The organism is Candidatus Nitrosotenuis cloacae, from assembly GCF_000955905.1.
GTDB classification, from domain to species: domain Archaea; phylum Thermoproteota; class Nitrososphaeria; order Nitrososphaerales; family Nitrosopumilaceae; genus Nitrosotenuis; species Nitrosotenuis cloacae.
The window spans coordinates 54,866-71,682 of sequence record NZ_CP011097.1; the positions used below are offsets into that span (position 1 = coordinate 54,866).

At 44.4% G+C, this 16,817-nt stretch carries 3 protein-coding genes; 2 read left to right on the forward strand and 1 reads right to left on the reverse strand.

Features of this window, described 5'->3' with window-relative positions:
* The first annotated feature begins 73 nt into the window (after positions 1-73).
* Positions 74-7,075: a laminin G domain-containing protein gene (locus SU86_RS00325; RefSeq protein WP_148550683.1), complete on the forward strand. Its 7,002-nt coding sequence runs from the start codon at positions 74-76 to the stop codon at positions 7,073-7,075.
* 4,139 nt (positions 7,076-11,214) lie between these two features.
* Here SU86_RS00325 and SU86_RS09540 read toward each other — a convergent pair.
* Positions 11,215-13,686, reverse strand: a complete 2,472-nt coding sequence (locus SU86_RS09540; protein ID WP_148550685.1) for a hypothetical protein — start codon at positions 13,684-13,686, stop codon at positions 11,215-11,217.
* On the opposite strand from SU86_RS09540, the gene SU86_RS09545 reads away from it, so the two are divergent.
* Positions 13,658-16,699 carry a hypothetical protein gene (locus SU86_RS09545; RefSeq protein WP_158507449.1) on the forward strand — a complete coding sequence of 1,014 codons (3,042 nt, stop codon included), beginning with the start codon at positions 13,658-13,660 and terminating at the stop codon, positions 16,697-16,699. The genes SU86_RS09540 and SU86_RS09545 overlap by 29 nt on opposite strands.
* Positions 16,700-16,817 lie beyond the last annotated feature (118 nt).

Below are 16,817 nucleotides of genomic sequence, written 5' to 3' on the forward strand. Positions count from 1 at the left end.
TGCTGTCATTATTAGATCCGAAGATCCTAAATCACAAATTCATGATTATAAAAAGCTTTTATCATCTGTTTTCATGTTATTACTAATTTCATCTGCAGTCGTTACTCCATTGTCTATAGCAGATTCGTATTACGCACACGCAGAACCCTACTCTAATTCTACTACAGAGCTAGGCTCATCTAATGTCTATTCATCCGTTAATGCTACCACTCAGGCAGTTAATGACCCACAGCTCAGCCCATTGGAGTTCAATAATTACACATCCATAGAGACACAATCACAAAATGCCACCCAAACCATCACCAATTCCACCATAACCGTCCCATCCAATGCCACCCAAACCATCACCAATTCCACCATAACCGTCCCATCCAATGCCACCCAAACCATCACCAATTCCACCATAACCGTCCCATCCAATGCCACCCAAACCATCACCAATTCCACATTCACAAACTCTACAATCCAGACTCCAACCCAGTCATGGAGCTTTAACAGCATCGTCAATGGATCGCAGTTTGTAGGAGATGTTCAGCTAAATCAGACTGGAATTACATTAGATGGTGGTTTTATCCGATCAAACGGAACCCAGACAGCAAATATGACAGGACTGTCAATTACCGCCTGGATAAATCCAGATTATTCCAATGCGGCATCTTCAATGACCATAATATCAAAAGAGAACGCCTTTGAGCTTACACTAAACAACAATCTCATTCCACAGAGAACAGCAATCTTTTCTGTCTTTGATGGCATACGATGGCACCAAGTTCAGACCATTACCCAAATAGGCGAAAACTGGTCACACATTGCAGCAACATTCAATGGAACCAACATTGCAATATACACAAACGGCACCATATCCAGCACTACAAAAACAACCAACACAATATCATTAAACGACGCAGGAATAATCCAACAGGCCGTTCCAGAGATATCAAACTCTGAATCAGATGTAGTAATTGGCGCAACACTAGATACACGAGCAATAGATGCAGCAGAAAACGCATTCTCTGGAAGTATAGATCAGGTCCAAATCTATGACAAATATCTTACAGCAGAACAAGTAATGCAAATCTACATCCAAACCTTACCATTGATTTTGACTAAATCAATTGTAAACCAAACAATACCAGTAATCTTACCACCAGTAAACTTGCTAAACAATACAAACATCAATGGAACACTGAACACAAACGCAACTGAAATTATCATAATTCCTCCACAAGCAGTAAACCAAACCAAACAAATGACAGTATCTGCATGGATAATTCCACAATATGAAAAGACATCAGATGAGCTCACAGTAATCTCAAAAGAAAACTCATTTGCACTATCTGTTAACAATGCACTAGATCCTCGTCACACTGCCAAATTTACAGTCTTTGATGGTATCCGATGGACAGATTTGTTTGGCAGAAACCAAATAAACAGCCTCACTCTGATCACAGCAGTAGTCAACAACACACAGATCTCACTATACATCAATGGAACCTTGCATGATTCAAAGGAAATTCCGGACTCTATCATAATCTCAGATGGTGCGCTCACTCTGACCCCTGCAGAAGTGGCAAACTCTGGCTCTGAAATTATTGTTGGTGCATATCAATCCACACTACGAGGTGAATCACAACTAACAAACAAGTTTTCTGGAACAATCCAAGAGCCCCTGATCTACCCAAGAGCATTATCGGATTCTGAAATTAAAGAACTTTACATTGTAAACCTACCACAAGAAATCACAATCTCTCTTTTCGAATCCATGGAAGTTTTCATTGATGTACAAAACTTATCATCTGATGTTAATGGCACCATCAAATTTGATGAAGCATTTGGACTTGGGGATCATGTGCAAATTACACTAAACCAGGCATCTGAGCAAACCAAATCAACAATTCTAATTGATGAGCGAGGAAAAGACTACCACAAAGTAGAGTTCACAAACGGAACTGGTTATGTTGAGCTTGGTCTTCCAGAATGGGTTTATGATAATTCGACAAATAAGTTTGTAGACAGCATTGCAACAGAAACAAACTCAGACATTGTTGTGGATTCTATGCAGATTCCATTCAAGTTTGATAAAACAGATTGCTCTGCATCAATATTTGAGCAAGGAAGAATGAACAAGAATCTTGCTCGCATAATTGACAAATATTACTGGAAAGTGATGGAGTCAAGCGATGGTTCTAACTGGAATGAAAGCCCAGTAAACAATGCAATCTGCTCTGTTACCAAGATAGAAAACTCCACAGGCTTGTTCATCAATGCAGTACGAGAAAATAAGCACTCACAGTTCATCACCATTTTTGGTAAGAAAGTCGATCAACCACTAGAAGTATTCCTATACTATACCAACAAGGACATAAACGCAACAAGCACAAAGATTGGGTTCGTTTCTCACATGCAAGGAATTGATACTGACGAAATTGATCTTGGCGATGAGCAGCTAGCAACAGATACCAAAGTGCAAGAAAAGAAGATCAAAAAACAACTAAAGAAGCTGCTTAACAAAAACGACAAAGACGATAATTTAGACACACTAAAAGAGCTCAAATCATCCCAAAAATCAACCAAACTCAAGGCATCTTTGTCCAAGGAATTTGCGATAAACCGAGAGGGCAAAAAATCATTGCTCTTTGATTATTCAAAAGCACACAAAGAATTCAAACAAGTCCATATTGAAAACAAAAATGGCAAACTGGAAACAGTAGTTGAATTCCTTGACTCTGCACAAGTAGCAGAACCTGGAGAGACAATCTTCCTTGATCCGGTGTTTGGCTTCTCTACTGGCACTAATATCCTAATAACAACCTCTGGTGCAACTGGTACTAGCTGTCCTACCCCAACTACCAAGCAATCTGCTGTGGGATCACCGCTTCTCAGAATTAGACAATCTACTTCGGCCACAAGTCCTGCATGTTCACGTATAGCCACTGAATGGAACATCTCGACCATCCCAGATGATGCAATCATCCAAGATACCAGAATGCGCTTTGATATCAGTGCTGTTGCGGGAGGAGGAAGGAGTGTTGACATTAACTCAATGGAGCTAAGCCCTGTAACCATAACATCTCCTGGAACAATTTGGACTGATATTGGAAACGGTACCACATTTGCATCAAATCTCTTAAACAGTACTACAACAGGAACTGATAAAACATCTGATTTGGGGGCTAGCGCAGATACTGACCTACAAAACAATCTTGTGAGTGATTGGTGGGCAGTGGGAATCAAGGCCAACAGTGAAACAAGAGATGGAACTCTACACACAAGCACATTCACAGGAATAGAGCTTCGAGTCCAATACCAAAGAAGTGCTTCTATGACACAAAATCTAGGAATTACAGATGTACTCATAAAGACCACAACAAAACGACTCACAGAAAATCTTGGATTCACAACCGCTGTTTTAGCAACAAAGAGAAAAACACTCACAGAAAACCTTGGAATCCTTGATACTATTACCAACAATGCAATTATCACTGTAACCAAATCTGTTACGGAAAACCTTGGCATGACAGATACTCTAACAACTACTGTTTCTAGAACACGTTCACTCACAGAGAACTTAGGCGTTACTGATAATGTATTTGCATCAACATCATCATTTTCAAAAACACTCACAGAAAACCTTGGCATGGAATCCAATGCAATCTCAGCCTCAACTAAACTAAAAACTCTTACAGAAAGCTTGGGAACGACAGATATAACAACAACAACCTCTACCAAAACACAATCACTCACAGAGAATTTTGGCATCAGAGATAACATTTCTACTTCACCACTAATTTCACTCACAGAAAGACTAGGTATAACAACTACAGCTACTGCATCGCTGACAAACAAAGCCATTCAGGAAAACCTTGGCATGACAGATCAAGTATCGACAAGAATATCCAAACTCTCACTCACAGAGAACCTCGGAATAGTTGACACCAGAATCTGTGAAATCTGTCTCACTCAAACTCAGCATGCATATGTAGAGCAGACAACCAGACAAACAAGTACCAGCACATCCTATGTTGACATTTCTGGCGCCACCATCAGCTCATCTAGCTTTACTGCTGGCAAAAAATACCTCTTAGTGTTTACTGCCTTAGTTGATGGAAATAATGTAAATGGCAACTTTGGAATCCAGGCAGTACATGGTGCAACGGCATTCACAGGCAGTGAGATGATAGTCGAACCACAAACAACCACTACAAGAACCACCTATCACTGGTTTACCGTATGGACTGCAGAATCAGGCCAAGATGTAAAATTACAATTCAGGACACTAATCGGTACAGACACAGTTGGTGCGGATCAAATCACCATGTTTGCACTAAACCTAAGCGATGATCTAGTTGAAGACCAGGACTGGAAATATGTCACAAACACAACACCGGCATCACTATCCACCACATTTGGCTCTCGCGCAAGTGCCACAATTACCCCAAGCACTCCGGGTGAAGACTGGCTAGTCATGGGAACTGCAACCCACACCGGATTTGCAAGTGGTGATGATCTTAACATCAGACTTGCAAGAAGCGGAGAGGCAACATCAAGCCAGCCGGACTTTAGACAAGAAACAGAAGACCTTACAAACGATATAATGCTCCACTCCCCATTCAGGGTATTCAATCTGGGTAGCGCCTCAAACACATTCACAGTAGAAAGTGCATCAGTTGGCGGAAGCAGTGGAACCCATCAGTCTAGTGCCATATTCCTCATAAACCTAGACAAATTCAAGCAAGACTATTCCAGCTACACAGAGGCAAACCTGGATCTTTCCGCAACCAACTATGCAACCGAAGTACAAACACTGTCTGCAACCATTGCATGTCCTGCAGACGTGTGGGCAATGGGTACATTTGCAACCGACATGAACACTGCAGGCATCTACACCAAGGGCAGACTGCAAATAAACAACCTGGATAGCCCTGCAACTCAGACCACTGACAGCTACCAGCAAGGGGACTCGTGGGTCGGAACGGATGAGCTTCCACTGCAATACCAAGCAGTAGCAAATCTGTCTGTTGGCACCCACACAATAGACCTCGATGCATCAACAGAGGCAGCAACATCTGGCCGTTCAGCAGAAGACAGACAACTCTTTGTCATATCATTGGTGCCAAAGAACCGTCTCAACCTAAAGGCTCTAACAGAGAACTTGGGAGTAACTGGCACTACTACTGGAACATTTTCAAAATCCTTTACAGAGAACTTGGGAATTACATCTCAAACTGATATTGCCAAGAAACAATCACTCACAGAAAACTTAGGAATGACATCTCAAGCAGCTACTACAGGAGTAAAGTTACTCACAGAGAATCTAGGAATGACAGATAACACAATAAGATCTTCTACTAGATCAATAACTGAAAATCTAGGAGTTACAGACGTATCCGTAGCTTCTGTATCTAAATATCTAATCTCATTCACAGAAAACCTTGGCATAACTAGTGCTACAAGAAACTCAGCTACAATCTCACTCACAGAAAACTTGGGAATGACATCTCAAGCAGCTACTACAGGAGTAAAGTTACTCACAGAGAATCTAGGAATGACTGCAACTGCAGAGCAACAACGTGCAGTGCTCTTACAAGAAAACCTTGGTATCCTTGACACCATGACTGTCACCAGAACACAATCACTCACAGAGAACCTCGGAATAGTTGACACCAGAATCTGTGAAATCTGTCTCACTCAAACTCAGCATGCATATGTAGAGCAGACAACCAGACAAACAAGCACCAGCACATCCTATGTTGACATTTCTGGCGCCACCATCAGCTCATCTAGCTTTACTGCTGGCAAAAAATACCTCTTGGTGTTAACCGCACAAGTTGACGGAAGTGATAGCAATGGCAATTTCGGAATCCAAACAGTGCACGGAAGCACAGCATTCACAGGTAGCGAAATGGTAGTAGAGCCACAAACAACCACTACAAGAACCACCTATCACTGGTTCACTGTGTGGACTGCAGTGGCAAGCGAGGATGTAAAGCTCCAATTCAGAACACTTTCTGGAACCCATACCGTAGGAGCAGACCAAATCACCATGTTTGCACTAAACCTAAGCGATGATCTAGTTGAAGATCAGGACTGGAAATATGTCACAAACACAACACCGGCATCACTATCCACCACATTTGGCTCTCGCGCAAGTACCACAATCGCTCCAAGCATAACAGGAGAAGACTGGCTTGTAATGGGAACAGCAACACACACTGGTATACCAGTTGGAAGACAAATAGACATCCGACTTGCAAGAAGCGGCGAAGCAACATCGGATCAACCAGAATTCATTCAGGATGTGGAAGATCAAACAAACGATGTAATGCTGCATTCCCCATTCAGAGTCTTTAATCTAGGTGCTGCCTCGAACACATTCACAGTAGAAAGCGCCGTTAACACAGGTACAATTGGAACCCATCAGTCTAGTGCCATATTCCTCATAAACCTAGACAAATTCAAGCAAGACTATGCCAGCTACACAGAGGCAAACCTGGATCGTTCCGCAACCAACTATGCAACCGAAGTACAAGCACTGTCTGCAACCATTGCATGGCCTGCAGACGTGTGGGCAATGGGTACATTTGCAACCGACATGAACACTGCAGGCATCTACACCAAGGGCAGACTGCAAATAAACAACCTGGATAGCCCTGCAACTCAGACCACTGACAGCTACCAGCAAGGGGACTCGTGGGCTGGAACGGATGAGCTTCCACTGCAATACCAAGCAGTAGCAAATCTGTCTGTTGACACCCACACAATAGACCTCGATGCATCAACAGAGGCAGCAACATCTGGCCGTTCAGCAGAAGACAGACAACTCTTTGTCATATCATTGGTGCCAAAGAACCGTCTCGACCTAAAGGCTCTAACAGAGAACTTGGGAGTGCTTGATAACATATCTAATACCATCACAGTTTCACTCACAGAGAACCTCGGCGTCCTTGACACTGTCGCTCCCACCAGAACACAATCACGCACAGAGAACCTCGGCAGCCTTGACACTGTCGCTACCCCCAGAACACAATCACTCTCAGATAACCTCGGAATGACAGATCAAGTAGCTACCACCTGAACACAATCACTCACAAAGAACCTCGGAATGACAGATCAAGTAGCTACCACCTGAACACAATCACTCACAAAGAACCTCGGAATGACAGATCAAGTAGCTACCACCTGAACACAATCACTCACAAAGAACCTCGGAATGACAGATCAAGTAGCTACCACCTGAACACAATCACTCACAAAGAACCTCGGAATGACAGATCAAGTAGCTACCACCTGAACACAATCACTCACAAAGAACCTCGGAATGACAGATCAAGTAGCTACCACCTGAACACAATCACTCACAAAGAACCTCGGAATGACAGATCAAGTAGCTACCACCTGAACACAATCACTCACAAAGAACCTCGGAATGACAGATCAAGTAGCTACCACCTGAACACAATCACTCACAAAGAACCTCGGAATGACAGATCAAGTAGCTACCACCTGAACACAATCACTCACAAAGAACCTCGGAATGACAGATCAAGTAGCTACCACCTGAACACAATCACTCACAAAGAACCTCGGAATGACAGATCAAGTAGCTACCACCTGAACACAATCACTCACAAAGAACCTCGGAATGACAGATCAAGTAGCTACCACCTGAACACAATCACTCACAAAGAACCTCGGAATGACAGATCAAGTAGCTACCACCTGAACACAATCACTCACAAAGAACCTCGGAATGACAGATCAAGTAGCTACCACCTGAACACAATCACTCACAAAGAACCTCGGAATGACAGATCAAGTAGCTACCACCTGAACACAATCACTCACAAAGAACCTCGGAATGACAGATCAAGTAGCTACCACCTGAACACAATCACTCACAAAGAACCTCGGAATGACAGATCAAGTAGCTACCACCTGAACACAATCACTCACAAAGAACCTCGGAATGACAGATCAAGTAGCTACCACCTGAACACAATCACTCACAAAGAACCTCGGAATGACAGATCAAGTAGCTACCACCTGAACACAATCACTCACAAAGAACCTCGGAATGACAGATCAAGTAGCTACCACCTGAACACAATCACTCACAAAGAACCTCGGAATGACAGATCAAGTAGCTACCACCTGAACACAATCACTCACAAAGAACCTCGGAATGACAGATCAAGTAGCTACCACCTGAACACAATCACTCACAAAGAACCTCGGAATGACAGATCAAGTAGCTACCACCTGAACACAATCACTCACAAAGAACCTCGGAATGACAGATCAAGTAGCTACCACCTGAACACAATCACTCACAAAGAACCTCGGAATGACAGATCAAGTAGCTACCACCTGAACACAATCACTCACAAAGAACCTCGGAATGACAGATCAAGTAGCTACCACCTGAACACAATCACTCACAAAGAACCTCGGAATGACAGATCAAGTAGCTACCACCTGAACACAATCACTCACAAAGAACCTCGGAATGACAGATCAAGTAGCTACCACCTGAACACAATCACTCACAAAGAACCTCGGAATGACAGATCAAGTAGCTACCACCTGAACACAATCACTCACAAAGAACCTCGGAATGACAGATCAAGTAGCTACCACCTGAACACAATCACTCACAAAGAACCTCGGAATGACAGATCAAGTAGCTACCACCTGAACACAATCACTCACAAAGAACCTCGGAATGACAGATCAAGTAGCTACCACCTGAACACAATCACTCACAAAGAACCTCGGAATGACAGATCAAGTAGCTACCACCTGAACACAATCACTCACAAAGAACCTCGGAATGACAGATCAAGTAGCTACCACCTGAACACAATCACTCACAAAGAACCTCGGAATGACAGATCAAGTAGCTACCACCTGAACACAATCACTCACAAAGAACCTCGGAATGACAGATCAAGTAGCTACCACCTGAACACAATCACTCACAAAGAACCTCGGAATGACAGATCAAGTAGCTACCACCTGAACACAATCACTCACAAAGAACCTCGGAATGACAGATCAAGTAGCTACCACCTGAACACAATCACTCACAAAGAACCTCGGAATGACAGATCAAGTAGCTACCACCTGAACACAATCACTCACAAAGAACCTCGGAATGACAGATCAAGTAGCTACCACCTGAACACAATCACTCACAAAGAACCTCGGAATGACAGATCAAGTAGCTACCACCTGAACACAATCACTCACAAAGAACCTCGGAATGACAGATCAAGTAGCTACCACCTGAACACAATCACTCACAAAGAACCTCGGAATGACAGATCAAGTAGCTACCACCTGAACACAATCACTCACAAAGAACCTCGGAATGACAGATCAAGTAGCTACCACCTGAACACAATCACTCACAAAGAACCTCGGAATGACAGATCAAGTAGCTACCACCTGAACACAATCACTCACAAAGAACCTCGGAATGACAGATCAAGTAGCTACCACCTGAACACAATCACTCACAAAGAACCTCGGAATGACAGATCAAGTAGCTACCACCTGAACACAATCACTCACAAAGAACCTCGGAATGACAGATCAAGTAGCTACCACCTGAACACAATCACTCACAAAGAACCTCGGAATGACAGATCAAGTAGCTACCACCTGAACACAATCACTCACAAAGAACCTCGGAATGACAGATCAAGTAGCTACCACCTGAACACAATCACTCACAAAGAACCTCGGAATGACAGATCAAGTAGCTACCACCTGAACACAATCACTCACAAAGAACCTCGGAATGACAGATCAAGTAGCTACCACCTGAACACAATCACTCACAAAGAACCTCGGAATGACAGATCAAGTAGCTACCACCTGAACACAATCACTCACAAAGAACCTCGGAATGACAGATCAAGTAGCTACCACCTGAACACAATCACTCACAAAGAACCTCGGAATGACAGATCAAGTAGCTACCACCTGAACACAATCACTCACAAAGAACCTCGGAATGACAGATCAAGTAGCTACCACCTGAACACAATCACTCACAAAGAACCTCGGAATGACAGATCAAGTAGCTACCACCTGAACACAATCACTCACAAAGAACCTCGGAATGACAGATCAAGTAGCTACCACCTGAACACAATCACTCACAAAGAACCTCGGAATGACAGATCAAGTAGCTACCACCTGAACACAATCACTCACAAAGAACCTCGGAATGACAGATCAAGTAGCTACCACCTGAACACAATCACTCACAAAGAACCTCGGAATGACAGATCAAGTAGCTACCACCTGAACACAATCACTCACAAAGAACCTCGGAATGACAGATCAAGTAGCTACCACCTGAACACAATCACTCACAAAGAACCTCGGAATGACAGATCAAGTAGCTACCACCTGAACACAATCACTCACAAAGAACCTCGGAATGACAGATCAAGTAGCTACCACCTGAACACAATCACTCACAAAGAACCTCGGAATGACAGATCAAGTAGCTACCACCTGAACACAATCACTCACAAAGAACCTCGGAATGACAGATCAAGTAGCTACCACCTGAACACAATCACTCACAAAGAACCTCGGAATGACAGATCAAGTAGCTACCACCTGAACACAATCACTCACAAAGAACCTCGGAATGACAGATCAAGTAGCTACCACCTGAACACAATCACTCACAAAGAACCTCGGAATGACAGATCAAGTAGCTACCACCTGAACACAATCACTCACAAAGAACCTCGGAATGACAGATCAAGTAGCTACCACCTGAACACAATCACTCACAAAGAACCTCGGAATGACAGATCAAGTAGCTACCACCTGAACACAATCACTCACAAAGAACCTCGGAATGACAGATCAAGTAGCTACCACCTGAACACAATCACTCACAAAGAACCTCGGAATGACAGATCAAGTAGCTACCACCTGAACACAATCACTCACAAAGAACCTCGGAATGACAGATCAAGTAGCTACCACCTGAACACAATCACTCACAAAGAACCTCGGAATGACAGATCAAGTAGCTACCACCTGAACACAATCACTCACAAAGAACCTCGGAATGACAGATCAAGTAGCTACCACCTGAACACAATCACTCACAAAGAACCTCGGAATGACAGATCAAGTAGCTACCACCTGAACACAATCACTCACAAAGAACCTCGGAATGACAGATCAAGTAGCTACCACCTGAACACAATCACTCACAGAGAACCTCGGCATCCTTGACACTGTCGCTACCACCAGAACACAATCACTCACAGAGAACCTCGGAATGACAGACACCATAACCAAATCAATTTCGATACATCTTACAGAAAACTTTGGACTTACTGCTGAAGTTGTAGCTGCACAAGCTACTCGCTTACAGACTCTAACAGAGAACCTAGGAATGACAGACACCATAACAGCAACCTCTGCAAGAACACAATCACTCACAGAGAACCTCGGCAGCCTTGACACTGTCGCTACCACCAGCACACAATCACTCACAGAGAACCGCGGCATCCTTGACACTATCGCTACCACCAGAACACCATCACTCACAGAGAACCGCGGCATCCTTGACACTATCGCTACCACCAGAACACCATCACTCACAGAGAACCGCGGCATCCTTGACACTATCGCTACCACCAGAACACCATCACTCACAGAGAACCGCGGCATCCTTGACACTATCGCTACCACCAGAACACCATCACTCACAGAGAACCGCGGCATCCTTGACACTATCGCTACCACCAGAACACCATCACTCACAGAGAACCGCGGCATCCTTGACACTATCGCTACCACCAGAACACCATCACTCACAGAGAACCGCGGCATCCTTGACACTATCGCTACCACCAGAACACCATCACTCACAGAGAACCGCGGCATCCTTGACACTATCGCTACCACCAGAACACCATCACTCACAGAGAACCGCGGCATCCTTGACACTATCGCTACCACCAGAACACCATCACTCACAGAGAACCGCGGCATCCTTGACACTATCGCTACCACCAGAACACCATCACTCACAGAGAACCGCGGCATCCTTGACACTATCGCTACCACCAGAACACCATCACTCACAGAGAACCGCGGCATCCTTGACACTATCGCTACCACCAGAACACCATCACTCACAGAGAACCGCGGCATCCTTGACACTATCGCTACCACCAGAACACCATCACTCACAGAGAACCGCGGCATCCTTGACACTATCGCTACCACCAGAACACCATCACTCACAGAGAACCGCGGCATCCTTGACACTATCGCTACCACCAGAACACCATCACTCACAGAGAACCGCGGCATCCTTGACACTATCGCTACCACCAGAACACCATCACTCACAGAGAACCGCGGCATCCTTGACACTATCGCTACCACCAGAACACCATCACTCACAGAGAACCGCGGCATCCTTGACACTATCGCTACCACCAGAACACCATCACTCACAGAGAACCGCGGCATCCTTGACACTATCGCTACCACCAGAACACCATCACTCACAGAGAACCGCGGCATCCTTGACACTATCGCTACCACCAGAACACCATCACTCACAGAGAACCGCGGCATCCTTGACACTATCGCTACCACCAGAACACCATCACTCACAGAGAACCGCGGCATCCTTGACACTATCGCTACCACCAGAACACCATCACTCACAGAGAACCGCGGCATCCTTGACACTATCGCTACCACCAGAACACCATCACTCACAGAGAACCGCGGCATCCTTGACACTATCGCTACCACCAGAACACCATCACTCACAGAGAACCGCGGCATCCTTGACACTATCGCTACCACCAGAACACCATCACTCACAGAGAACCGCGGCATCCTTGACACTATCGCTACCACCAGAACACCATCACTCACAGAGAACCGCGGCATCCTTGACACTATCGCTACCACCAGAACACCATCACTCACAGAGAACCGCGGCATCCTTGACACTATCGCTACCACCAGAACACCATCACTCACAGAGAACCGCGGCATCCTTGACACTATCGCTACCACCAGAACACCATCACTCACAGAGAACCGCGGCATCCTTGACACTATCGCTACCACCAGAACACCATCACTCACAGAGAACCGCGGCATCCTTGACACTATCGCTACCACCAGAACACCATCACTCACAGAGAACCGCGGCATCCTTGACACTATCGCTACCACCAGAACACCATCACTCACAGAGAACCGCGGCATCCTTGACACTATCGCTACCACCAGAACACCATCACTCACAGAGAACCGCGGCATCCTTGACACTATCGCTACCACCAGAACACCATCACTCACAGAGAACCGCGGCATCCTTGACACTATCGCTACCACCAGAACACCATCACTCACAGAGAACCGCGGCATCCTTGACACTATCGCTACCACCAGAACACCATCACTCACAGAGAACCGCGGCATCCTTGACACTATCGCTACCACCAGAACACCATCACTCACAGAGAACCGCGGCATCCTTGACACTATCGCTACCACCAGAACACAATCACTCACAGACAACCTCGGAATCACAGACACCGTAACAGCAACCGCTGCCAAGAAAAAGTCTCTAACAGAAAACCTCGGAATGACAGACACTACTACTAGATCCACCACCAAGGTACTCCTAGAGCTATTGGGATTGACTGATAACACAGCAAAGAAATCAACACGATCACTCACAGAAAGCTTAGGCGTTACTGATATTATCACCAAGACTACAACATTATCATTCACTGAACGACTAGGCATGAGAGATCAGGTTGTGGTCACTGTCACCAAGTCACTCACAGAGAACCTCAGCATAACGGATTCAATCCTATTCAAGGGAGGACTGCGAGCTGAAGCACGTGATATTTCTGATGCACTCATAGGTGGTGCATCATACACAATATCTCCAAATCCACTGGGAGGATCTTCATTAGTAGTAGTTGATAATGGCGCAAATGATAATGATGCAACAGTAGGAAGAATTGCCTTTACTTCATTTACATTTGGTACCTACTCCATAACAATGACTACAGTGCCTGCAGGATACAATGTACTTGGTAATAGTACTGCACAGGAAGTACACTCCACTAATCTTAATGGTACATCAATGTTCAGAGTCGCAACTCAATCCACTAATCTTTCCCTGATACCTCCAACAGTGATTACGGAAGCTCCATCACTAAATGCAACTACATACAATACTTGGACCAGCTCATTTGCCGCAGCCATAGTAAACCAAACATCAACTAATACAATGAATGCAGTTAATCAGCTACCTCATATCATATCTGTTGGAAATGCTACTTCACAATCACAAACCGATAATGCTATCTTAAAACAAGCATCAATAAGATTAAGCACATCCTTCACATCACAAACAAATCCAAACACAATCGTAAATACATTAGGCGTACTGAATTACTCAATGCCAACATCTTCAAACACAACCTCAGTCTTGCCAACATTTGTAACTGCGCCTTCAGCAAGCTTACCACAACACATAGTCACACCGCCAGTAGACAAAATCACTCCAGGACAGAAGGTGATCATTCCGGTAGAGACATCATTAATTCCATCATACGGTGGCCTAAGAGAGCTAAGCATTGAATCGCTAGACGGCAAGACATCTGTAGGCACAGCAAAGAATGACTGGTTTGTAGTAGAGACAAACTCAGATGTCCCATCGTCAATAGGAAAAACTGGAATCAACCAGACCAACATAAACTTGTTCGTAGAGGTAAAATACAAATACGAAGCGGATGGCGTCGGATTTAATTGGGGCGATACAAACAACGTAAAATCACAAACAGCAACATTGAAACTACGTGTAGCAAAATCTACAAACGTAATATCTGATAGTAACGGCTGTCCAGTTATGACTACATACTCGTTTAACACTGCTACAAACAGATGGGACGCAACAAACATTGTTTCTACTACAACTCCTTCATCATCAGATGCAAACAGCTGTGATATAGAAGTAAAAGCACAACACTTTAGCAGATTCAGTCTTGCATCTACTCCAAAATCAAGTTCAACACCAAGTGCAGGTCCTGGTGCTTCTGCTGGTGATTCTGGTGGAAGAGGTGGTAGCGGATCAATTGCTGGAGTTGCAACCGGTACAGTAGGTGCACCAGGAACCGTTGCAAACCCAATCATCCTGTACCAAGCAACGTATGACACCTGTGATAAGAATATGGTCAGAATAATTGCTGGGGTCTATGGCTCAGAGGCTCCTCCACCACACGTAAAGATCAGAACACCAGACAGAGAGATATATTCCGCAACACTTGCAAAAGACCAACCATATCTAGAACACAACAAGATACTCCAAGTAAGCAGGTACATATACGAGGCACCGCTCACCAAGGATCTCAAGTACTTTGTAATCACAGCAGAGCAGGTAAATGGCAGAATTGCAACATCCGCATCATATCTGGTAAATGTCTATGGCTGCTCTGAAACAATAATCATCAACCCGATGACCGACTTGGAGAAAATCCGAATAGACACCATAATCGAAGAGGGAAGACCGAACATATTTGATATTAAATTCCAAGTAGGAAACAACAAACCAGTCTCTGCAACAGCAGTAAACCAATTCATCCAAGGCAACGAGCTAGTCAAGGTAACCGGAATAGTTGACTCACAAACAGATCTAAGACGTGCAGAGCTTCGAGTGGTAACTGGCGGCAACAACTATACTGATTACGCAGCAGTAAAGATGGATATTGCACCACTAACTGGTGTTCCAAACACATACTTTGTCTCTGCAGAACTACCAACATCATTCCTGCAAGCCCCTGCCATCATATACTGGATACATGTGGTAAACCAAGAAGAAAAGATCCAAGCCTCTGAGAAATACTATTTGGGAGTAAAGCCAACCTACCCACTAGATGCAAGACTGGAATTGGATACCCCAACTGCAAAGTCACAGGGATCTGTGCTCAGACCATCAGCATATGTGTACAATGAAGGCAAGCCATTATTTGGCTCAGTATCATTGATTGTAAATGGCAAGACAGTTCATACATCAACAGAATATGTCTTCAAGGGCATAACCGCAATTGATCTCATCTGGGATGTTCCAGAACTAGACTCACAAACAAGCTATGACATCAAGGCAAGACTAAACCTGTATGACAAGCAAATAGACACTACATCCACAATGGTCAACACATTCGAGTCCACAAAATCATATCCGATCTCTGATGTGATAAATGTCCAATCCATAACAGATGAACAGCAAAAAATAGTTGCTAGAGCAGGCTTACTGTACTCTTCTGATGCAAACCCAACCACACACTATAGAGTTGTATCGCCAGATGGCAAGTGTGTGATTGGTAGCACTGATTCTTGCTTGGTTAATCACTCCACACTGGGCAAGAGAGGAAATGCAGAAAGCATCGAGATAAACGGCCAAATCTTCAGAGTTAGATATTCCGGCCAAGACAGTCCGTTGGAGAGATTCAGCATCACATCAGTGGATCCAATTGTTGGTAACTGGCACGTATCACTAGAATCAGATACTGGTCTGATTCCAGATGCTCAAGCCTCAGAGAATACTCAGGTCAAGGTAAAGTACAGAACATTGTTTGCCAAGCCGATCACACTGAGTTCTGTACAAGACTCCTAAATCTGCCATTTTGGAACTAGTTTGCTCAAAAAAGTTCCGTTTTTCATAAATACGGTCATGACTCGTGCATAATTAGTGAGTACAAACATGAGTCATATTTCCAAGATAGGTAATTGGA

What these genes read in the sequence shown, in the direction of transcription:
- SU86_RS00325 (WP_148550683.1), top strand. Translation starts at nt 74, where the DNA reads ATGTTATTACTAATTTCATCTGCAGTCGTTACTCCATTGTCTATAGCA.
- SU86_RS09545 (WP_158507449.1), top strand. Translation starts at nt 13,658, where the DNA reads ATGACAGACACTACTACTAGATCCACCACCAAGGTACTCCTAGAGCTA.